A 22,544-nucleotide genomic window follows, 5' to 3' on the forward strand; every position below is an offset into this window, starting at 1 on the left:
TACGCGCGCACGCTGCTCTGGCCCTCAGGCCATCACGTCGATCAGCGTCTTGGTCATCTGGTCGTCCGCGTTCATGACCTTGAGATTGGCGGTGAAGCTGTACTTCGCCAGGACCTGGTTGACCATCTCCTGCGAGAGGTCGACATTGGGCGCGGCGACCTGGCCGTCCTGATTGGCAAACGGCGCCTGCGGGTCCGAGGTCGCGACGGTGGACGGATTGCTCGTCCTCACGCTGGTCTGCGTGCCGCCGCCTGCGGTTGCGGTCTGAACGACGTCGAACGGCGCATAGGCCTGCGGCGCGCCCGGGGCCACCGTGCCGTCGGCGCCCGGCAGCGCGCCCGTGCTCATCACATTGGCGACGTTGCTCGCGGAGACTTCGAGGCGGCGCACCGCCGCGTTCATGCCTGATAACGCGATCGTTGATATGCTGCTCATCGAAGGCCCGCGGGACAGATCATCAGCGCGCTACATAAGGGCTATCTCAGCAACCAAAGCTTAAGTTGCGAGGTCGAATTCGATCGAAGCGCATCATGCGGCGTTTACCATGGCTGCCAGCGGCTGCCGGGTTGGCGCGTTCACGAGGGGGCAATTCTACGGGCGCACGATGGATGCGGGCGGCCAGGGTCGTCAGTGGCGGCGGCTTCGCCTTCGACATGAATGGCGCCGGCGACCACCGCGACACCGAGTTGGAGCGCTAAGCGCCGGCGCGACGTTGTTTCGCGTCAATGACAAAGCCCGTAGCGGAGACCGCTGCGGGCTGTTTGTTTGGCGAAGCGACGATCCCGCGGTTCAGTCGCGCCAGCCCCAGTTCCAGGCCTGATGGCCGCCAAAGCCGCCGTGCTCGTTCCAGCCGTGATGATCGTCGCCATCATGGTCGCCGTCGCGATCACCGAAGGTGAAGAGGTTCATCAGGTCGCCGATCGCCGGACGGTTGAGCGGCTTGTAGCGGTGCTCGAACCGATCATGGACCGGGTTGGGCAAGTGGTCGCGGCTGAGCGAGGAGATGGTCGGCAGGTGCCAGTTGCGCTCGATGAACTTCAGCAGCGAGACGTGATCATAATAGGTATGATCGACGTGGCCCTGCTTGGCGTAGGGCGACACCACGATGAACGGGATCCGGGTGCCGTCGCCGAAGAAGTCGACCGGCTGCACATAGCCTGAGTCGTAATAGCCGCCGCCTTCGTCGGTGGTGATGAAGATCGCGGTCTTGGCCCACAGCTGCGGGTTGGCCTTGACGCGATTGATCAGCGCTTCCAGGAACTTCTCGTAGAGATCGGTGGTGGAGTCGGCGGGGTGACCGGCCAGCGCCTCGAACGGACGCACGAACGACACCGCCGGCAGCGTGTTGTTCTGGACGTCGTTGATGAACGCGCCGTAGTTCTGCAGCTTCGCCTCCTCGGTCGGGTTCTTCATGATGCTGAGATAGCCCGACAGCGGATCGCAGATGCCGCAATAGGAGTGGAACAGCAGCTGCACGCCGTCCACCGCGCTGGCGAAGGTGGTCGGGTCGGTGCCGCGGTCCGCGCTGTAGTACTTCCAGGAGATGCCGTGCTTGGTCATCACGTCGGCGATGGTCGGCGCGGACTGCGGCGGCAGCGTGAACTGGTTCGAGCCCAACGCGCGGGTCACGCTCGAGGTCTGGTTCCAATACATGTTGTAGTTATTGACGAGATAATAGGTGTTCGGCGCGCATTTGCTGTTCGCGACGCCATGTTTGTAGAGCTGCTCGTTGACCGACGACACGCCCGGCGCGCTCGGATCCGAGCAGTTGACGTAGGACCCGCCGCTATAGCCGTCCTGCGTGTAGTAGTTGTTGGTGCCGGAAACCGGGTCGGGATTTTCGATCTGGTTGGCGTAGGGCACTGCGGCCGAGCCGTCGAGCTTGTCCGGATTGGTGAAGAAGGCGGCGTGGCCGTTCACCAGCGCCTGGAAGTTGGCGCCCGTGCCGCCCATGATCGCCTGGTGATAATTGTCGCTGATCGCATAGGTGTCGGCGAGCTGCTTGAAGAACGGCGCGTCGCCGCTCTGCGCCTTGCCGGACGAGTCGGTGAAGGGATTCATGTTGTAGAAGCCCATCGATATCGCGCCCTCCATCGGATTGAAGCCGCCGGCCGGAACGGGCCCGCCGTTGGAGCCGGTGCCGATGGTCTGCTCGACCCAGACGAACTTGTCGTGCTTGCCGCCGTCGATGTCCTGCCACATCTGGAAGAAGCGGTGCACGGGATCGCCGGTGTAGGCGGCGTAGGGCACGTATTTCGAGATCTGATAGGGGCCGTTGGGCAGATTGGTGGGGAAGCGGGTGTCGAGCACGTTCTGCGGCAGGCCGATGCCGTAGGTGGTGTAGGGCTGCGGCAGCGTGGCGTAGGCGCCGGTCGAGGCGGTCTCGGCGTTGTAGCGCACCTCGTCGCGGCCGATACGCTGCTCGGCCTTCTTGAACTGCGGACCCGGCGTGCCGTCCTCGTTGACGATGCCCTTGCTCAGGAGGTTGTCGATGCTCTGGCCGGCCTTCGGCTTGTAGGTGCCGAACAGATTGTCGAAGGTGTGATTCTCGCCGACGACAATGATGACGTGCTCGATCGGCGTCGCGGTCGCCGCGCCGGCGAAGGCCGGCATGATGTTGGTCGCGGTGAAGAGCACGGACGTGGCAAGGCAAAGCGCCTTGAACCGCCCTGTGGACAGTTTCATGGGTGTCTCCAAATGGCAAAAGCTGAAGCGTGACGAAGTGTCGCGAGGATCCTCCCCGCCCTTATCGTGTCCGCACATTTCCGTGGGTTGTCAGTCGTGCGTCGGTTTGATGAAACCAATGCGACACGGCGTGCTTCACGATCGCTGTTGCGACGCAGTCGCAATCTGAAGAGGCGCGAAGGTAATAAGGGATGTCATTGGCGCGACGACGTATGCTGACCGCAAAACGCAGTGACGCGGTCGCGCCTGACCGCGTTGCGTCGTCAGGCAATGAAGCAGGCGGCCTAATTCAGCTCAGTTCCGAGGGGCCGCCCGATGGTGGCTTCAACAGGCTGTAGCGCCCGACCACGCGCGCGACCTTCTTCTTGGTCCCGTAGATCATCAGCCCGAGATAGCGCAACGCGTCGGGATCGGTCGCGCGCACCAGGCGCTGGAATTCGGTGTAGTCCGTGGTCTGTTGACCCTGGACGGGAAAATCCACCACATCGAGGCCAGCGGCGACGGCCTTGCCGCGCAGGGCAGGAAGCTCGTCGGCGGGCGCGCCGAGCACGGGAATGCCGATCGGAATCAGCCCGGGATGTTCGCCGCCCAAGGCGTCCACCAGCGCCTCGCCCGCGAGATGCGGCTGGCGTTTTCCCATGGTCAGCGCCAGGACGGCGGCGGCATTGGCCGCGTGCCCGATCGGCAGCGCCTGGTCGATCACGGCCACGCAGCGCATCGGCTCGTGCGGCTCGGTTGTCATGCGCAGGTTCCCGTGGCAAAGTTGCTGATATACGAGTTGCTCGTATACGAGGTAATTTACTCGCATGCAAGATAGATAGCTTGTATACAAGCAAATGAGGCGGCCGACCCGCGAATGCGGCAAGGAGGATGCGTGGAACGACTTGAGGACTGCATCAGCTTCCTGATCGGCAAGGCGCAGCAGCAGGTGGCCAAGGCCTCGCGCGACGCGCTGGCGCCGTTTGGCGTGACACCGGTCCAGTTCGCGATCCTGAAGGTGCTCTGGGAGCAGGATGGATTGAACGGCGCCGAGCTCGGCGCGCGGATCGTGCTCGACAGCGCCACCATGACCGGGCTCATCGACCGGATGGAGGCCGCAGGTCTCTTGGAGCGTCGCGCCGATCCCGGCGGCGACCGGCGGATGAGCCGGGTATATTTAAGCAAAAAGGGCGCGCAGCTCGAGGCGCCCTGTGACGCAGCGATGGACCGGGTCAACAAGCAGATCGTGGCCATGCTGGGTAAGGAGCGCGCCTCCCGGCTCTGGCGCGACCTGGAGAGGCTCGGCGGGGTCGCAGGTCCGGACCGCAACGCCCGCAGCCCGGCCGCGCCACCGCGATCAAGGTGACGGACGAAGCCTTTGTCCGCAGGGGGCAGCCGGCGGCGAGCCGTCGCCGGCCAGTGACCGAGCTATTGCCCAGGCGTTGAGCATATGTTCTCATGTCCGGATGCGGACTTTCGAGCCAGAGCTGATCATCTTCGACTGCGACGGCGTGCTCGTCGACAGCGAGCTGTTGAGCTGCCAGTCGCTTGCCGATGGACTTGCTGTGGCGGGCATTGCACTCAGCCTGGACGAGGCGCTCAAGCTGTTTCTGGGGCGCAGCACCAAGGCGGTGCTTGAACACTATCGCAGCCTCGGTCGCGAATTGCCCGAAAGCTTCCTCGCCGATTTGAAGCAGAGGGTGCGCGACAGCTTCAGCGCCTCACTTCAACCCATCCCCGGCATCGCCGCGCTGTTGTCGACGCTCACAGTGCCGTGCTGCGTCGCCTCCTCCAGCGATCTCGATCGCATCAAATTCTCACTGCAGTTCACTGGGCTGATCGATCATTTCGGCGATCGCCTCTACAGCGCCGAGATGGTCGCGCGCGGCAAGCCGGCGCCGGATCTGTTTCTGTTGGCCGCGGACCGGATGGGCATACCGCCCGCGCGTACGCTCGTCGTCGAAGACAGCGTCAGCGGCGTGATGGCCGCCAAGGCGGCCGGCATGACTGCCTGGGGATTTACCGGCGGCAGCCATTATCACGGCCGCGACGGCCATGGCATATTGCAGGCTGCAGGCGCGGATCGTGTGTTCGACTGCATGCGGGATTTTTCAGGGGATCTTTGAGCGGCGCCATGGCGGCCAACGACAGCGACAAGTCCCGTCTCGACGACGCCGCGCGCGCCGGCTGGCTCTATTTCATCGCCGGTCACACCCAGGATGAGATCGCCAGGATGCTGCAGGTGTCGCGTGCCTCGGCGCAGCGGCTGGTCTCGCTGTGTCTTGCCGAGCGTCTCATCACCTTCCGGCTCGAACATCCGATTGCCTCCTGTATGGAGCTTTCCGCGCAGCTCAAGAGCCGCTTTGATCTCGTGCATTGCGAGGTGGTGCCGACCGATCCGGCGGCGCCGTCCTCTGCCGCGGGGATTGCCGAGCGTTGCGCCAATCTGCTGGAACTGACGCTCCGGGCGGAGACGCCTGTGATCATCGCGCTCGGCACCGGCCGCGCGGTGCGCGCCGCCGTCGAGCGGGTCTCGCCGGTCGATCGGCCTGAACATCAGATCGTGTCGCTGGTCGGCAACATCCTGGCCGACGGCTCGGCCAGCTTCTTCGATACGGTCGGCCGGCTCGCCGACCGCACCGGCGCGCGGCATTATCCGATGCCGCTGCCGTTTCTGATGGACTCGCAGGACGAGCGCGACCGCATGGTGCGGATCGATGCGATCACGAAGGTGAAGGCGGTGGCCGACAAGGCCGACCTGAAGCTGATCGGCATCGGCCAGATGGATCAGAAGGCGCAGATGCATGTCGACGGCTTCGTCACCCGCGAGGAGCTCTACGAGATGATGCGGCTGGGCGCGGTCGGCGAGATCACCGGCTGGGCCTATGATGCCAAGGGGCGGCTGATCAAGGGTGGCACCAACCGCAGGCTCACCAGCATTCCGCCCGATGTGCCGGCGAAAGCGATGACAATCGCCGCCGCGCTCGGACCGGCCAAGCTCCCCGCCATCCGCGCCGCGCTTGCCGGGCGCCTGATCAATGGCCTGATCACCGACGAAGCCACCGGGCGCGCGATCCTGGCCTGACAGCTTCGCTCATTCTGCTCTGAACGCGTTTGCGAAGTCTCTCTCGCGCGTGCGCACTGCCGCGCCGCACAACTCGAAGGCGTGGCCGCCGGCTTGACAAAGCCCTGTCCCTGTAGTGAACATCAGCTCAACGCGTGAGCATATGTTCAAAACACGCGGGCAGAGGGAGGATGCTGTGAGGGACGTTCCTGTAAGGGAAAGCGTGAAGACCAGCTTCACTGCGACACGAGTTCTGGGCGCTCTGCTGGGCGCCGCGGCGTTGTTCGTTGCAATGCCGGCCAAGGCCGAGACCACCCTGACCATCGCCACGGTCAACAATGGCGACATGATCCGGATGCAGGGGCTCACGAGCGAATTCACCAAGGCCAATCCCGACATCTCGGTCAAATGGGTCACGCTGGAAGAGAACGTGCTGCGCCAGCGCGTCACCACCGACATCGCCACCAAGGGCGGCCAGTTCGATATCCTGACCATCGGCACCTATGAGGTGCCGATCTGGGCCAAGAAGAACTGGCTGGTGCCGCTCGACAAGCTTCCCGCCGATTACGATACCGGCGATCTGCTGCCGAAGATCAAGGACGCGGTCTCCGTGGACGGCAAGCTCTACGCCGCGCCATTCTATGGCGAGAGCTCGATGGTGATGTATCGCACCGACCTGTTCGAGAAGGCCGGGCTGAAGATGCCGGAGAGCCCGACCTGGGACTTCGTGATCGACGCGGCCAAGAAGCTGACCGACAAGCAGGCCGGCGTGTTCGGCATCTGCCTGCGCGGCAAGGCGGGCTGGGGCGAGAACATGGCGTTCCTGACCGCGATGTCCAATTCCTACGGCGCGCGCTGGTTCGACGAGAAGTGGGAGCCGCAGTTCAACACGCCGGAATGGAAGAAGACGCTGTCGACCTATGTCGACCTGATGAAGGAGGCCGGTCCTCCCGGTGCCAGCTCGAACGGCTTCAACGAGAATCTGGCGCTGTTCAACGCCGGCAAATGCGCGATGTGGATCGACGCCACGGTGGCTGCGTCCTTCGTCACCAACCCGAAGGACTCCAAGGTCGCCGACAAGGTCGGCTTCGCGATGGCGCCGAACACGGGCCTCGGCAAGAACGCCAACTGGCTCTGGGCCTGGAATCTGGCGATCCCCGCCGGTTCCAAGAAGGTCGATGCGGCCGAGAAGTTCATCGCCTGGGCGACCAGCAAGGACTACACCAAGCTCGTCGCCGCGAAGGAAGGCTGGGCCAATGTGCCACCGGGCACCCGGACCTCGCTGTACCAGAATCCGGACTATCTGAAGGTCGCTCCGTTCGCCAAGCCGACGCTGGCCTCGATCGATGCGGCGGACCCGAACCATCCGACCGTCAAGCCGGTGCCGTATGTCGGCGTGCAATATGCGGCGATCCCTGAATTTCAGGGGATCGGGACTGCCGTCGGTCAGCAGTTCTCGGCGGCGCTCGCCGGTTCGACCTCGGTGGATGCCGCGCTCGCGGCGGCTCAGTCCTCGACCGAACGAGAGATGAAGCGCGCGGGCTACATCAAGTAATGCGCGCCACGACGTCGGCTCAGTAAATCTCCTCCCGAGCCGATACCTGGCGGCCATCTCTTGTACAGCTTGGGATGGCCGCCCTTTCAATCTCGTCATCGCGGATGCGGTGCACTCCCTCTCCTCCGAGAGGAATGCGTCAGGTGGGCAAGCGAAGCATGCGCACCATTGCATGGAGCTCATCAAGCGTGAGGGGCACGGCGCTTTGCGCCTTTGCCCACCCGACAAGCTGAAATCGCAGCTGCAGACCGACTTCACCATATTGAGTTCTGGAGCAACGCATGGCCACCAGACAGACGCAATTTTTGGCCCGCGCGCTGTTGTCGCCGGCGGTGCTGCTCCTGTTCATCTGGATGATCGTGCCGCTTGCGCTCACGATCTACTTCTCGACCCTGCATTACAGCCTGCTCGATCCGGGGTCGGAGAGCTTTGTTGGGCTCGATAACTATACCTACTTCCTCACCGACCCCGCTTTCCTTGCCTCGTTGCAGAACACGCTGGTGCTGGTCGGTTCGGTGCTGGCGCTGACGATCGGGCTCGGCATTCCCCTGGCGGTCCTGCTCGACCAGCCGGTCGTGGGGCGCAACTTCGTCCGGCTGATGGTGATCGCGCCGTTCTTCGTGATGCCGACCGTCAGCGCGCTGGTCTGGAAGAACCTGCTGATGCATCCGGTCTCCGGCCTGTTCGCGTGGATCGCGACCTCGCTCGGGCTGACCCCGATCGACTGGTTCACCGACGCGCCGCTGCTTGCCATCATCTTCATCGTCGCCTGGCAGTGGCTGCCGTTTGCGACCCTGATCCTGTTGACCGCGCTGCAATCGCTCGACGAGGAGCAGAAGGAGGCGGCCGAGATGGACGGTGCCAGCGCGACGTCGCGCTTCATCTATCTGACGCTGCCGCATCTGGCGCGACCGATCACGGTCGTCATCCTGATCGAGACGATCTTCCTGCTCACCGTGTTTGCCGAGATCTTCGTCACCACCGGCGGCGGGCCCGGCTTGCAGACCACCAACATCGCCTTCCTGGTCTATTCGCAGGCGCTGATCCAGTTCGACGTCGGCAGCGCCTCGGCAGGCGGCCTGGTCGCGGTCGTCATCGCCAACATCGTCGCCTTCTTCCTGGTGCGGATCGTCGGCCGCAATCTGGAGGCCTGAGCAGATGGCACGGAAAGTCACCGCACGTCACGTTGCGATCTCGACCCTGGCCGCCTGGCTGGTCGGCTTCCTGATCTTCTTCCCGATCCTGTGGATGGTGCTCGCGAGCTTCAAGACCGAGCTGGAAGCGTTTGCGACGCCGCCGTCGTTCCTGTTCTTCCACTGGACCACCGAGAACTACGCGACCGTGCAGGAGCGCAGCGACTATCTGCATCACGCGCTCAATTCGATCATTATCGCCGGCGGCTCGACCCTGATTGCGCTGTTGATCGCCATTCCCGCGGCCTGGTCGATGGCGTTCTCGCCGACCAAGCGCACCAAGGACGTCCTGCTCTGGATGCTCTCGACCAAGATGATGCCGCCGGTCGGCGTGCTGGTCCCGATCTATCTCATCTACAAGAATGCCGGGCTGCTCGACACGCGCGCGGGGCTGATCTTCATTCTGTGCCTCGGCAATCTGCCGATCGTGATCTGGATGCTGTTCACCTACTTCAAGGAAATCCCGAAGGACATCCTGGAAGCCGCCCGCATGGACGGCGCCACGGTCGGGCGCGAGCTGATCTATGTGTTGACGCCGATGGCGATCCCGGGGCTTGCCTCGACCTTGCTGCTCAACCTGATTCTCGCCTGGAACGAGGCGTTCTGGACCTTGAACCTGTCGACCCTCGACGCCGCGCCGCTGACCACCTTCATCGCCTCCTATTCGAGCCCGGAAGGCCTGTTCTGGGCGCGGCTGTCGGCCGCTTCCACGCTTGCGATCGCGCCGATCATGATCATCGGCTGGTTCAGCCAGAAACAGCTCGTGCGCGGGCTGACCTTCGGCGCAGTGAAATAACGAAAGGCCGGATCATGGGACGGATCACGTTGGAAGGGGTGCAGAAATCGTTCGGGCCGGTCCACATCATCAAGGGCGCGGATCTCGACATCGCGGACGGCTCGTTCGTCGTCTTCGTCGGTCCGTCCGGCTGCGGCAAGACCACGCTGCTGAGGCTGATCGCCGGGCTCGAAGACGTTTCGGACGGCAAGATCCTGATCGACGGCAAGAACGTGGTGAACGTGCCGCCGGCCAAGCGTGGACTGTCCATGGTGTTCCAGTCCTACGCGCTCTATCCGCATATGAGCGTGCGCGGCAATATCGCCTTCGGCCTGAAGATGGCGGGGCTGCCGAAGGACGAGATCAACCGCAAGGTCGAGGCGGCGGCGGCCACCTTGAACCTGACGCCCTATCTCGACCGCAAGCCGCGCGAGCTCTCGGGCGGCCAGCGCCAGCGCGTGGCGATCGGCCGCGCCATCGTGCGCGAGCCAAAGGCGTTCCTGTTCGACGAGCCGTTGTCCAATCTCGATGCCGCGTTGCGCGTGCAGATGCGGCTCGAGGTGACGCGGCTGCAGAAGCAGCTCGGCACCACCGCAATCTATGTCACCCATGACCAGGTCGAGGCCATGACCATGGCGGACAAGATCGTGGTGCTCAACGGCGGCAAGATCGAGCAGTACGGCTCGCCGATCGAGCTTTATCAGAAACCGGCCAATCTCTTTGTGGCGGGCTTCATCGGCTCGCCGAAGATGAACTTCATCACCGGACCAGACGCTGCGCAGCGGGGCGCCGCGACCATCGGCGTGCGGCCGGAGCATCTCAACATCGTCGGAGACGGGCAGGGCTGGCCCGGCAAGGTCATGGTGGCCGAGCATCTCGGCAGCGACACCTTCCTTTATGTCGATACGGGCGCGGTCGGCACGCTCACTGTGCGCTGCGCCGGCGAAAAGGGCGTCCAGCCCGGTGATCAGATCGCGCTGCAGCCCGACCCCAACCGGATCTACCGGTTCGATGGCAGCGGCAACGCGATTGCTGCGTGAGAGGTGACGTCCCCTTCGGGCGTCAGTGACAAAGACGGACGACGACCATGTATCTGGAAAAATTCAAGCTCAACGGACAGATCGCGCTGGTGACAGGCGGCGGGCAGGGCATCGGGCTCGCCTGCGTCGAGGCTCTGGCGGAAGCCGGCGCCAAGGTCGTCATCGCCGACCGCGATCCGAAGCTTGCGGCCGCGGGGCAGGCCGAGATGAAGGGCAAGGGTCTCGACACCGAGACCGTGATCATGGACGTCACGGATTCCGCGCGCGTCACCGAGGTCGCGGACGAACTAGCGGCGCGGTTCGGCAAAATCGACATCCTCGTCAACAACGCCGGCATCGCCCGCAGCGAGACGCCGGCGGAGACCGTCACCGACGAACACTGGCTCAACGTGATCGACGTGAACCTCAACGGCACGTTCTGGTGCTGTCGCGCCTTCGGCAAGCACATGCTGGCGGCGAAATCCGGCAACATCGTCAATATCGGCTCAATGTCCGGCTTCATCGTCAACAAGCCGCAGGAGCAATGCTTCTACAACGCCTCCAAGGCTGCAGTGCACCATCTGACCAAGTCGCTGGCGGCCGAATGGGGCGCGCGGGGCGTGCGGGTCAACGCGGTGGCGCCGACTTATATCGAGACGCCGCTGAACGCCTTCGTGAAGACCAATCCGCGCATGTATGACGCTTGGATCGGCGGCACGCCGATGGCGCGGATGGGCCGGGTCGACGAGATCGCGTCGGTCGTCTTGTTCCTCGCCTCGGAGGCGGCGAGCCTGATGACCGGCAGTGTCGTGGTGGTCGATGGCGGCTACACTTGCTGGTAAGCTCACGTCAAATCATTGACGGGAGTGAAACATGCGTCAGGCCTTTATCGGCGTCGATGTCGGAACGTCGAGCACGCGGGCGGGGATCTTCGACGAAGCCGGCAACCTGATCGCATCGGCACGGCACCCGATCCAGACCTGGTACGAGGCGGGCGATATCGTCGAGCAGTCGTCCGACGATATCTGGAACGCCTGCTGCACCGCAGTACGAGCGGCGATGGCGGAAGCCGCCATCGCGCCTGACATGGTCAAGGGCATCGGCTTCGATGCGACCTGCTCGCTGGTCAACCTCGACCGGACCGGGCAACCGCTCACCGTCAGCACGTCCGGCGATGTCAGGCGCAACGTCATCGTGTGGATGGATCACCGCGCCATCCCCGAGGCGCGCGCCATCAACGCAGCAGGCCATGAGGTGCTGCGCTATGTCGGCGGGGTGATCTCGCCGGAGATGGAGATGCCGAAGCTGCTGTGGCTGAAGCGGCATCTGAGGGCGAGCTTCGATGCGGCCGGCCATTTCTTCGATCTCGCCGATTTCCTCACCTTTCGGGCGACCGGCTCACTGGCGCGCTCCATGTGTACGGTCACCTGCAAGTGGAACTACCTCGCCCATGAGCGGCGCTGGAGCGCCGATTTTTTCCAGCGCATCGGCCTGCAGGATTTCGTCGCCGAGAATTATGCGCGGATCGGCACCGAGATCGTCGCGCCGGGCACTCCGTTGGGTTCGGGCTTGTCGCAGGCCGCGGCGCAGGATCTCGGCCTCGTTGCAGGGACACCGGTTGGCGCGGCCTTGATCGACGCCCACGCCGGCGGCGTCGGGGCGATCGGCGGCCGCGATGCTGATGGCGTGGAGGTCAATGTCTGCGAGCGGCTGGCCTACATCATGGGAACGTCGGCCTGCATCATGGCGACCACGGTCGAGCCGTCCTTCGTGCCTGGCGTCTGGGGACCTTATTATCAGGGCATGGTGCCGGGGTTCTGGCTCAACGAGGGTGGTCAATCCGCGGCGGGTGCGGCGATCGATCATCTGCTTCGCTCGCATCCGTCCTATGGGGAGGCCAGCGCGGCTGCGCGCAGCCAGGGCGTCGACGTCATCGAATATCTCGAACGCCGGATCATGGCGCGGGTGAATGGCGCTGGCGCGGCCGCGTTCCTCGCGCGCGACATTCATATCCTCCCCGAATTTCTCGGCAATCGCTCGCCCTATGCCGATCCGGATTCGCGCGCCGTGATCGCCGGCCTCGACCTCGATGCCGATATCGCTGCGATGGAGCGGCTGTTCGTCGCCGGCCTCTGCGGCCTCGCTTATGGCCTCGCCGATGTCATCGACGCCTTCGCGGCCAACAAGGTGACGAGCCGCATTGTGGTGATGGCGGGCGGGGCCTCGCGCAGTCCGCTGGTGCGTCAGATCATGGCCGATACCACGGGGCTCGCGGTAGCGCTGCCGCGGACACAGGAGCCGGTGCTGCTGGGCGCGGCCATGCTCGGCGCAGTGGCGAGCGGCGCCTATCGCTCGATCGGCGAGACGATGGCGGCGATGTCGGCGTTGGGGCGGCGGAGCGATCCGACCGATCCGACGCTTGCGGCTTTTCATCGCCGGAAACGCGAGGTCCACGCGCTGTTGCGTCGGCTCGACCGTGACAGCCGCGCGCTGATGCGCGACATTGTGACGGAGGGGCGGGCATGATCATAAGCTGCGGCGATGCGCTGATCGACTTCGTGCCGGCGACAACCGCCGATGGGCGCGCGGCGTTGCGGCCGGTGGTCGGCGGCTCCTGCCTGAACGTCGCGGTGGGCCTGGCGCGGCTGGAGGTGCCGACCGGCTTCGTCGGCGGCATCTCGACCGACCTGTTCGGCCGCATGATCGCGCAACATGCGGAAGCCTCTGGCGTCGACCTGCGCTACGCCACCCGGAGCGCGGACCAGACCACGCTGGCCTTCGTGCAGCATATTGCCGGCGAGGCGCAATACGCGTTCTACGATGCCGAGACGGCAGCGCAGAAATGGAGCTATCGGCAAGGCGGCATCCCGTTCGACACGATCGAGGCCGTCCATGTCGGTTCGACCACCCTGGTCCATGATCAGGGCGCGGCCGAGACAACCGCGCTGATCGAGGCGGCCCGTCATCACGCGACGATCTCCTTCGATCCGAACTGCCGGCCGAACCTGGTGACGAACAAGGTGGCCTACGCAGCACGCATGGATGCGTTCGCGGGCCGCGCCGACATGATCAAGATGTCGGATGTCGACTTCGACTACCTCCATGGCGGGGACGATTATGCCGCGCGCGCTGCGGCGCTTCTGACCGGGAGCCCTCATCTTTTTGTCGTGACCCGCGGCCCCAAGGGGGCGCTGGCGTGGCACCGCAGCGCCGGCGCGGTCGAGGTCGCAGCCCCTGCGATCGAGGTCGTCGATACGATCGGGGCCGGCGACAGCTTCCAGGCCGGCCTGCTGTTTGCGCTGCGCGAGCTGGGCCGGATCAGGCGGGACGACGTGGCCGGGCTCAGCGCGGCCGAGCTGCGCCGGGCGCTCTCCTTCGCCGTCGCCTGTGCCGCGGTGACCTGCACCCGCCCCGGAGCCGACCCGCCTCGCCGCGATGAAATGTCCGCTACCTGGAATGGCCTCGCCTGAGAGGGGGCCATTGCGTTACGCTTTGGGAACTGGTTGGCTGTTCCTCCGTCATATTAAGGGTGGCAGCGACCGCCTAGAATACCGGCTCACAGCCGGCGACATGATCGCGCGTTGCTGATCAAACAGGGAGGAACAACATGGCACCCGCCGGAACCGAGCCGCTGTCGCGCCACGCGCTTGCGTTCGTGCTGGCCGGAGGACGCGGCAGCCGGCTGCTTGAGCTGACCGACCGCCGTGCCAAGCCGGCGGTCTATTTCGGCGGCAAGTCGCGCATCATCGATTTCGCGCTGTCGAACGCGGTCAATTCCGGTATCCGCCGCATCGCGGTGGCGACGCAATACAAGGCGCACAGCCTGATCCGCCACCTGCAGATGGGCTGGAATTTCTTCCGCCCCGAACGCAACGAGAGCTTCGACATTTTGCCCGCGAGCCAGCGTGTGTCCGAGACCATGTGGTATGTCGGCACGGCCGACGCGGTCTATCAGAACATCGACATCCTCGAGAGCTACAATTCCAAATACATCGTCGTGCTGGCCGGCGATCACGTCTACAAGATGGATTACGAGCTGATGCTTCAGCAGCATGTCGACCAGCGCGCCGACGTCACTGTCGGCTGCCTGGAGACCCCGCGCGCGGAATCCTCGGGCTTCGGCATCATCCATATGAACGAGGATGAGACCATCCGCGACTTTATCGAGAAGCCGGCCGATCCGCCGCCGATCCCGGGCAAGCCGGACTCATCGCTCGCCAGCATGGGCATCTATGTCTTCGATGCGAAATTCCTGTTCGACGAGCTGAAGCGCGACGCCGCCGATCCCAATTCGAACCACGATTTCGGCCGCGATATCATCCCCTATATCGTCAAGAACGGCCGCGCGGTGGCGCATCAGTTCACGCGCTCCTGCGTCCGGACCGAGCATGATCCGCGCAGCTACTGGCGCGACGTCGGCACGGTCGACGCCTATTGGGCCGCCAATCTGGACCTCACGGACGTGACGCCCGAGCTCGATCTTTATGACCGCTCCTGGCCGATCTGGACCTATTCCGAGATCACGCCGCCGGCGAAATTCGTGCACGACGAGGATGGCCGCCGCGGCGAGGCGACCTGCTCGCTGGTGTCGGGTGGCTGCATCGTCTCCGGCGCGAACGTGCAGCGTTCGCTGCTGTTCACCGGCGTGCACCTGCATTCCTATTCCAAACTCCACAATGCGGTGCTGCTGCCCTACGTCAATGTCGGCCGCCATGCGCAGTTGAAGAACGTGGTGGTTGATCGCGGCGTGCAGATTCCCGAAGGGCTGGTGGTCGGCGAGGATCCCGAATTCGACGCCAAGCGCTTCCGCACCACGCCGAGCGGCGTCACCCTCATCACCCAGCCGATGATCGACGGGCTCAATCGATGAGTCCCATGCGTGTGCTGTCGGTCACGTCGGAGATCTATCCGATTGTGAAGACCGGCGGGCTTGCCGATGTCGCAGGGGCGCTGCCGATTGCGCTCAAGACCGAAGGCATCGAGGTCCGCTCCCTGGTGCCGGGCTATCCTGCCGTGATGAAGGCGCTGGCGGAAGTCAGCGAGATCTGCTCGCTGCCGAATTTCTTCGGCGGCAATGCGCGGCTGGTCGGCGGCTCGCATGGCGAGCTCGATCTGTTCGTGCTCGATGCGCCGCATCTCTACGCGCGCGAAGGTAACCCCTATCTCGGCGCTGATGGCAAGGATTGGCCGGACAACGCCTTCCGGTTTGCCGCGCTGGCACGTGCTGCATTCTATATCGGGCTCGGCACCGTGCCGGGCTTTGTGCCGGATGTGGTCCACGGCCATGACTGGCAGGCCGGGCTGATGCCGGCCTATCTGCTCTACAGCCACCAGCCGCACCCGGTCACGGTGATGACCGTGCACAACATGGCGTTCCAGGGCCGCTTTCCGCGCGAGCTGCTTGGGCCGCTCGGCCTGCCGCCGGAATCGTTCTCGATCTATGGCGTCGAATATTACGGCGATATCAGCTTCCTCAAGGCCGGCATTCAGTTCGCCGACCGCATCACCACGGTGTCGCCGACCTACGCGGTCGAAATCCAGAGCGACGATTACGGCATGGGCCTTGCCGGCCTGTTGCGCCAGCGCGCGAGTGATCTCTCGGGGATCCTGAATGGGATCGACACCGCGGTATGGGATCCTGCGAACGACGCTGCGATCGCCTCGCCCTATGGAGTCGACTGCCTGGAACTGCGGGCGCCGAACAAGGCAGCGCTGCAGCAGCGCATGGGATTGCGAGCGTCGCCGGATGCATTCCTGCTCGGTGTGGTCAGCCGGCTGTCGTGGCAGAAGGGGCTCGATCTGTTGCTGACCTGTCTGCCGACCTTCGCCAGCGGGGGCATGCAGCTGGCGATGCTCGGCGACGGCGATGCCGATCTGCGCGACGGCTTCTCGGCGGCTGCAGCTGCCGATCCCGGCCATATTGGCGTCGTGACCGGCTATGACGAGAAGCTGGCGCATTTGATCCAGGCCGGCTGCGACGCGCTTGTCGTGCCGTCGCGGTTCGAGCCGTGCGGGCTGACCCAGCTCTGTGCGCTCCGCTATGGCGCGATCCCGATCGTGGCCGGGGTCGGCGGCCTGGCGGACACCGTGCGCGACGAGAGCGAGGCGGGCAGTGATGCGACCGGCTTCACCTTCAGCCCGGTCACGGCCGAAAATCTCGACCATGCGATCCGGCGGGCCGCGGCGGCGTTCTTCGCCTCGCGCAGCAACGCCTCGAACTGGCCGCGCATGCAGCTCAACGGCATGCTGACCGACGTCTCATGGCGGCATCGCGCCGGCAGATATGCCGAGCTCTACCGGAGCCTCCTCGCGCAGCGCGGCGGCTGATCACGGCCGAAACTTCTCAGATCTTCAAGGGGCGACGCGCCGTCTCCGGCGTCGCGATCACGGCGAGTGCGCTGATCAGCGACAGCGCGATGATGTAGAGCGAGATCGGCCAGGAGGCGCCGGCCCAGACCAGCAGCGCGGTCGCGATGACAGGCGAGAAGCCGCCGCTGAGCGCGGCCGCCACATTGGCGCCGAGCGAGGCGCCGCTATAGCGCACGCGCGTGCCGAACAGCTCCGGCATGAAAGCGGCCTTCGGCCCGAACAGCAGCGCATGCGTCATCGTCATCGTGACGATCATCGTGATCGTGATGATGGTCGTGTCCCTGGTGTCGAGCAGCCAGAACAGCGGAAAGGCGAGCACGACGGTGGTCAGCGCGCCGGTCAGATACAGCGCCCTGCGTCCGTAGAGGTCGGACAGCCAACCTGCCAGGGGCAGCGTGATGAACTCGACCAGGGCAGCATAGACGACCGCGTTGAGCACGATCTCGCGCGGCAGCGCCAGCTTGCTGGTGGAATAGGTGATCACGAACACGGTCAGCAGATAGGCAAGGCCGACCTCGGAAACCGTGACGCCGACGGCGAGCAGAAAGCTCCACCAGTCGCGCCTGATCACCTCGATGACCGGCTGCGCGACCCGCTCGTCGCGCTCCACCAGCTCCTGGAAGGCGGGCGTCTCGGCCAGCCTGAAACGGACGAACAGGCCGACCGCGACCATCAGGATGCTTGCCAGGAACGGCACCCGCCAGCCCCAGCTCAGGAAGCTCGCCTCGGGAAGCGCGCTCATCGCACTGAAGATCGCGGTGGAGGCCGCGACACCAGCCGGAAATCCGACCTGCACCAGGCTGCCCCAGAAGCCGCGGCGATCGCCGGCATGTTCGGCGACCATGGTGACAGCGCCACTCCATTCTCCGCCGAGCCCGATCCCCTGGATGAAGCGCAACGCGACCAGCAGGATCGGCGCCCAGATGCCGATCTGCTGATAGGTCGGCAGGCAGCCGATCAGGAACGTGCCGGCGCCCATGATGAGCAAGGTTGCCATCAGCATGGTCTTGCGGCCGAGCCGGTCGCCGAAATGGCCGATGATCGCACCGCCGATCGGCCGGGCGACGAAGCCCACGGCATAGGTGCCGAACGCCGCGATCGTGCCGATCAGCGGATCGAAGGCCGGGAAGAACAGCTTGTTGAACACCAGCGCTGCGGCGATGCCGTAGATCAGGAAATCGTACCACTCGATCGCGGTGCCGAGCACGCTGGCACTCACGACATGGGCGATCGGCGAAGCTGGTCTGCGGTCGGAAATCGTTTCGGCCATCATGCTCATCATGCAATCCCTTTCGCGGCAATTCGCCCTGTGCGACGTCCGCTCAAAACGTCAGGCTCTCAACCGAGGTGCTCAATGCCTATCAAGCTACCGTTTCGTGCGCCTGCAGACCAGCACGTCGTATCGGCAGTCCACCGCAAACAGGGGAGCATGCTTGCAATGTTGCCGCTGTAACACGATTGTCGTCAGGGATTTTCGATCAAAGCTGCCGCGAGGTTCATCGATTTGCGAGGACTCTGACGTCACGTAGTTCGTGAGACCGCGTTGCCGGGAGGAGCACGAACTTCGGAGAGTGGGTACGAGCCGCGACGGCTTCGCCGCCTCTGCCGCGCTCAGCCGCATGGGAGTCCGTGCTCGATCCGTTGAAAGCGCACCGGCGCGATCGCCGCGGCCTGTTCCCACCAGTCGACCACCCGCTCGTCGAGCGCGCTCCCGCCACGTCCCTGGCCGGGAAAGATCGCGATGCGCCGGATCGCTTCGGCCTGGTAGCCCTTGTCCAGTCGCCTGATTTTGATCACGGTGCCTTCACGCGACGGAGCGGTGAGCGGCAGCAGCAGCCGTCCGCCGGGGCGGAGCCCGCTGATCCATGCCGCATGTGGCTGCGTAAACCCAGCATGGACGATGATGACGTCGGCCTTGGCCCCGATATCTTGGGTGCCGTCGCCGCAGACGATCTCGACGTTCGGATAGCTGCGCAGATTGGCCCTCGCGCGCTCGGCAAATGCCGGGTCGTACTCGATGGCGCGGACCTTGCCCTTGGGGCCTACGATCTCCGAGAGGATCGCGGAGTAGTAGCCAAGACCGCAGCCGATCTGAACGACGCGCTCACCTTCCACAATATCGAGCACGTCGACGAAATGCGCCCACAGGCTCGGCAATCCCGTGTCCAGGCGCCGCCGTGCATCGATCGCCACGAGCACATTGTCGTAAAGATGGATTGGATCGGCACTCTCGGTCTTGGTGTAGTTGCGGGAAAACTCGCTCTTGATCCGCCAGGGACCTTTGCGGAGGAAGTGTTCCCGCGGCACGGCTTCCAGGGCCGCCAGCAGCCGCGAGGAGGCAATCTGCTCCCGGCCCGCAATGCGGGCGACATAGTGCCGGCGCGCGTCGGCGAGCTCGCTCAGTCGGTCGCCTCGCCCCATGGCTGATCCTTGCTGTCCAGACCGAGCTCATCCATCAATTGGATCGCGTCCATCATGTCGACCACCTCGAACCCTTCGCTGAATTTGCGGCAGACCGGCAGAATCAGCTCTGCGGCCTGCTGCTGCCGTCCGGTGTCGCGCAGCAGCCGGGCGAGGCTGACGGAGCTGCGCAGCTCCCAAGACAGTGCGTTCTGCTCGCGGGCCACCTCGAGCGACTGGCCAAACAACTCCTCGGCATCTGGCGCCGCCGTCACACCACCCTGCATCAAGGTGATGTCGCCCTGCAGGCGATAGATTTCGGCGAGAAAGAAATGATCGCCGGTGCGCCTGGCGATGGCGAGCGCACCGTCCAGCGCGCGGAGCGCCGCTTCGGGCAGTCCGGCCCGGACATAGGCGTTGGCAAGCATGCTTCTGAACCAGCAGCTGGCGAGCCAGGAATCCGTTCCCTCATAGGCATCCAGGCCGGTCTGCAACTGTTTCAGTCCATCGTCGATCTCGCCGAGCTCGGCCGCGGCCCAGCCTTTGAGAATGCTGGCCTGATATTTGTAGTGCAGGAAGCCGTGTTCGGATGAGATCATGAAGGCGCGTTCGGCGTGCCGCATGGTGCCCTCCACGTCGCGAAGGTGCTGGCACAGATAGGCGCCGAACTCGCAGGCGAAGGCCAAGGTGAAGGGATGGCGGAGCGTGCTGGCGATCGAAATCGCCCGCTCGCTATATTTGCGCGCCATGTCGGGATGGCCGAGGAACCACAGGAGATAGCCGAGATAGGACAGCGACACGACGCCGGAATCGATGCCATGGCGCTCGCGCAGATCGTCGTAGAGATCGGTGCCGTAAAGATTGATGCAGCGCTGCAGATGGTGATGCGATGCCGTGAAACGGCCGCGATACAGCATGGTCATCGCGATCGCCCGGTGCGCCTCGATCAGATATTCCTTGCTCTGATGCGCACGCTGCCGGGTCTGGTTGGCACGGTCCTGCCTGGCGAATTTCAGAAGCTCGACGCTGAGATCGTGGCTCTTCCTCAGATCGGCGCGGATGAAGTGGCAGACCCAGAGCCCGCGTATTGCCGCGAACACCTTGGCGTCATCGTCGAGGCGCTGGCCGAGCTCGAGCGCGCGGGCGAAATTCTCCTCGACCTCCTGCACGGCGTAACCTTTGGCGGCAATCAGCGCGGTGCCGAGCGCAAGCCGGAGCTCGAGCTCCATCTCGTCGCAGCCGCGCATGTGCGGATTGCCCTGGACCACTCCCAGTCCGCGCCGCAGATGGCCGATCGCCTCGAGATTGGCGCCGGCTTGCGCCGCCTGCCTGCCAGCCTTGAGCCAGAAGCCCGCCGCCGGTTCGCTCTGGCCGGATTCGGTGAGGTGATAGGCGAGCAGCTCCGGCTCCCGCTCGGTCTTTTCGGGGTACTGGCCCGCCAGTACCTGCGCGATCCTTGCATGCAGCTTGCGCCGGTCGCTGTGCAGCAGGCTGGCATGCGCGGCATTCTGGATCATCACGTGCTTGAAGGTGTAGGTCGCCTCAGGCAGGTAGCCGCGACAGACGATCAGTCCGGCCTCTTCGAGATGGTTGAGCGCCGCTTCGATATGGTCGGGCGTCGCGTCGGCGACCGCACGCAGGATCTTGTAGGAGAACTCCCGCCCGATGGTGGCGCCGACCTGCGCGATCTTCTTGAACGGTCCGGTGCGGTCGATGCGCGCCATCAGCGAGTCCGTCAGCGTTGCCGGGATCGCCAGCTGCCGCCACGGGCCTGCAAACACGTAGCGGCCCTGCTTCTCGGTCAGCAGGTTGGATTCGATCACCGCCTTGGTCAGTTCCTCCAGGAACAGCGGCACGCCATCGGTCTTGACGATGATCTCTTCGATCACTTCGCGGGGCAGCTCGGTGCGGCCGGCGACCCGTTCGACCAAGGTGGTCCGCAGCTCGCGGTTGAGCCGGCTCAAGGTCAGCATCGCGATGTGATGGTCGGCTTTCCAGCTTGGCTGAAATTCCGGACGGCTGGTGATCACGATGAGAATGCGGGTGTTCTGGACCTTCTCGACCAGAAGATCGAGCACCTCGAGCGACGACGGGTCGATCCAGTGCACGTCTTCAAAGCCGACCAGCAGCGGCCGATCACTGGCGAGGCCGGTCAGGTGGTTGACCAGAGCCAGCACCATCGCGTCCTTCTGCTGTTGCGGCGAGAGGCCGAGCGGAGCATAGCGGTCCGCGGTCGGAATCGACAGCAGAGCCGCGAACAGCGGTGCCACGCGCTCCGCATCGCCCTTGGCTGCGGCGACCGCCGCCTCGAGACCCGACAGGGACGGCGCCTCTGCACTATCATAGTCAAGACCGAGCGCGAATTTGAGCTGCTCGACAAACGGGTGAAACGGGGTGCTCGCATAATAAGGCGAGCACTGGAACGATACGTGCCCGTGCGGCTCGCCCGCCACCCGCTCGCGGATTTCCTGCACGATCCGCGATTTTCCGATGCCGGGATCGCCGGACAGCAGCACGACCTGGCCCTTGCCCTCACTGGCCTGCAGCCAGCGGCCCATCAGCAAGGCAAGCTCCTCATCGCGGTTCACGAGGCGGGTCAGGCGCGGCCCCATCGCCGCGAAGCGGGTCTCGACGCGGGACGGGCGGACCACGCGCCACGCCTGCACCTTTTCGGAGATTCCTTTGAGCGCGTGGGCGCCGAGATCCTGGTAGTCGAACTTGCCTTTCAGCAGGGCCTGGGTTGACGGCGCGATGACGACGCCGTTGGTCGGTGCCAGCCCCTGCAGCCGCGCGGCTAGATTCAGCGTCTCGCCGACGGCGGAGTCGCGCTCCTCGGTGCTCTGGCCGATGAGGTCGCCGACCACGGCGAGCCCCGTCGCAATGCCGATGCGCACCGCCGGCGTGTGACTCGGCTGGCCAGCGGGCTCCTCCTCTCGCGCCATCGACAGTGTGCGAACGATCTCGAGGCCGGCCCGCACGGCACGCTCGGCGTCATCCTCATGCGCGTTCGGGTAACCGAAATAGACCAGAATGCCGTCGCCGACATAGCGCGCCGCAAAGCCTTCGAAGCTGCGGACCACATGTACGCAGGTCTCGCGGAAGCCCGTGATGATCTCACGCACGTCCTCCGGATCGAACTGTTCGGACAGCGACGTCGAATCCACCATGTCGCAGAACATGACGGTGAGCTGCCGCCGCTCGGCCAGCACGGTCGTGCGCGGCGCCGCCGCCCTGGAGTCGTTCCGAGTCTCGGCGGCGGCCGCGCGCAAGGGAGCCGCTGCGCGGTGCAGCCGCTTGCGATCGCCGAGCGGGACGCCAAGCTCGGCAAGATCGCTTTCGGTCAGATCTGGTATGACGTCGAGATCGATGCGATGGAGGACAAAGAGATCGTGATATTGGCCAAGTCCGAAGTTATCGAGCCAACGCTTCAAACTATCCCCTCGTCCGGGGCTCAGCTCTTCTTTCGGCATAACAACCTATCTGGCTCAAGTATCGTCGCAAACGT

18 protein-coding genes are annotated in these 22,544 nt (G+C 64.6%); 12 read left to right on the top strand and 6 right to left on the bottom strand.

Going from position 1 to position 22,544, the window contains the following annotated elements; all coding sequences use genetic code 11:
* Nucleotides 1–24 precede the first annotated feature (24 nt).
* From ACQR1W_RS26090 to ACQR1W_RS26100, 3 genes are all read right to left on the bottom strand, one after another.
* Complete coding sequence (locus ACQR1W_RS26090) at nt 25–435, bottom strand: flagellar basal body rod protein FlgC (RefSeq protein WP_434853511.1); 411 nt, start codon at nt 433–435, stop codon at nt 25–27.
* 354 nt (nt 436–789) lie between these two features.
* A complete protein-coding gene (locus ACQR1W_RS26095; protein WP_434853512.1) occupies nt 790–2,685 on the bottom strand; it encodes an alkaline phosphatase family protein in 1,896 nt (631 codons plus the stop codon).
* A 289-nt stretch (nt 2,686–2,974) separates the two neighbouring features.
* Nucleotides 2,975–3,427: a DUF2000 domain-containing protein gene (locus ACQR1W_RS26100; RefSeq protein WP_434853513.1), complete on the bottom strand. Its 453-nt coding sequence runs from the start codon at nt 3,425–3,427 to the stop codon at nt 2,975–2,977.
* 132 nt (nt 3,428–3,559) lie between these two features.
* On the opposite strand from ACQR1W_RS26100, the gene ACQR1W_RS26105 reads away from it, so the two are divergent.
* The 12 genes from ACQR1W_RS26105 (at nt 3,560) to glgA (ending at nt 16,597) form a co-directional block, all read left to right on the top strand.
* Entirely contained in the window at nt 3,560–4,030 is a 471-nt protein-coding gene (locus tag ACQR1W_RS26105) for a MarR family winged helix-turn-helix transcriptional regulator (RefSeq protein ID WP_434853514.1), read from the top strand.
* A gap of 100 nt (nt 4,031–4,130) precedes the next feature.
* Nucleotides 4,131–4,790: an HAD family hydrolase gene (locus ACQR1W_RS26110; protein ID WP_434853515.1), complete on the top strand. Its 660-nt coding sequence runs from the start codon at nt 4,131–4,133 to the stop codon at nt 4,788–4,790.
* A gap of 8 nt (nt 4,791–4,798) precedes the next feature.
* On the top strand, nt 4,799–5,749 hold the full coding sequence (locus ACQR1W_RS26115) for a sugar-binding transcriptional regulator (RefSeq protein WP_008971405.1): 951 nt from the start codon (nt 4,799–4,801) through the stop codon (nt 5,747–5,749).
* A gap of 202 nt (nt 5,750–5,951) precedes the next feature.
* Nucleotides 5,952–7,283, top strand: coding sequence for an ABC transporter substrate-binding protein (locus tag ACQR1W_RS26120; RefSeq protein WP_434853733.1), 1,332 nt, complete (start codon nt 5,952–5,954; stop codon nt 7,281–7,283).
* A gap of 281 nt (nt 7,284–7,564) precedes the next feature.
* On the top strand, nt 7,565–8,437 hold the full coding sequence (locus ACQR1W_RS26125; protein WP_008971409.1) for a carbohydrate ABC transporter permease: 873 nt from the start codon (nt 7,565–7,567) through the stop codon (nt 8,435–8,437).
* Between the two features lie 4 nt (nt 8,438–8,441).
* A complete protein-coding gene (locus ACQR1W_RS26130) occupies nt 8,442–9,272 on the top strand; it encodes a carbohydrate ABC transporter permease (RefSeq protein ID WP_434853516.1) in 831 nt (276 codons plus the stop codon).
* A 14-nt stretch (nt 9,273–9,286) separates the two neighbouring features.
* Nucleotides 9,287–10,291, top strand: a complete 1,005-nt coding sequence (locus ACQR1W_RS26135) for an ABC transporter ATP-binding protein (protein ID WP_434853517.1) — start codon at nt 9,287–9,289, stop codon at nt 10,289–10,291.
* A gap of 47 nt (nt 10,292–10,338) precedes the next feature.
* On the top strand, nt 10,339–11,112 hold the full coding sequence (locus tag ACQR1W_RS26140) for an SDR family NAD(P)-dependent oxidoreductase (protein ID WP_434853518.1): 774 nt from the start codon (nt 10,339–10,341) through the stop codon (nt 11,110–11,112).
* 31 nt (nt 11,113–11,143) lie between these two features.
* Nucleotides 11,144–12,796 carry an FGGY-family carbohydrate kinase gene (locus tag ACQR1W_RS26145; RefSeq protein WP_434853519.1) on the top strand — a complete coding sequence of 551 codons (1,653 nt, stop codon included), beginning with the start codon at nt 11,144–11,146 and terminating at the stop codon, nt 12,794–12,796.
* The gene (locus tag ACQR1W_RS26150; protein ID WP_434853520.1) at nt 12,793–13,740 is read left to right on the top strand and encodes a carbohydrate kinase family protein; all 948 of its coding nucleotides are present in this window, start codon (nt 12,793–12,795) and stop codon (nt 13,738–13,740) included. Before ACQR1W_RS26145 ends, ACQR1W_RS26150 begins: the two co-directional genes overlap by 4 nt.
* Before the next feature lie 137 nt (nt 13,741–13,877).
* A complete protein-coding gene (gene glgC, locus ACQR1W_RS26155) occupies nt 13,878–15,140 on the top strand; it encodes a glucose-1-phosphate adenylyltransferase (RefSeq protein ID WP_434853521.1) in 1,263 nt (420 codons plus the stop codon).
* Nucleotides 15,137–16,597, top strand: coding sequence for a glycogen synthase GlgA (gene glgA, locus ACQR1W_RS26160; protein WP_434853522.1), 1,461 nt, complete (start codon nt 15,137–15,139; stop codon nt 16,595–16,597). Before glgC ends, glgA begins: the two co-directional genes overlap by 4 nt.
* A gap of 16 nt (nt 16,598–16,613) precedes the next feature.
* Here glgA and ACQR1W_RS26165 read toward each other — a convergent pair whose 3' ends face one another.
* From ACQR1W_RS26165 to ACQR1W_RS26175, 3 genes are all read right to left on the bottom strand, one after another.
* Nucleotides 16,614–17,918, bottom strand: coding sequence for an MFS transporter (locus ACQR1W_RS26165; RefSeq protein WP_434853523.1), 1,305 nt, complete (start codon nt 17,916–17,918; stop codon nt 16,614–16,616).
* Between the two features lie 332 nt (nt 17,919–18,250).
* Nucleotides 18,251–19,042 (bottom strand): protein-L-isoaspartate O-methyltransferase family protein, encoded by a 792-nt coding sequence (locus tag ACQR1W_RS26170; protein WP_434853734.1) that lies wholly within the window; start codon nt 19,040–19,042, stop codon nt 18,251–18,253.
* Entirely contained in the window at nt 19,039–22,509 is a 3,471-nt protein-coding gene (locus ACQR1W_RS26175; RefSeq protein WP_434853524.1) for an AAA family ATPase, read from the bottom strand. The genes ACQR1W_RS26170 and ACQR1W_RS26175 overlap by 4 nt, the downstream gene beginning before the upstream one ends.
* Between the last annotated feature and the right edge of the window lie 35 nt (nt 22,510–22,544).

The organism is Bradyrhizobium sp. HKCCYLS1011 (assembly GCF_051167795.1).
In the GTDB taxonomy this organism is placed as follows: domain Bacteria; phylum Pseudomonadota; class Alphaproteobacteria; order Rhizobiales; family Xanthobacteraceae; genus Bradyrhizobium.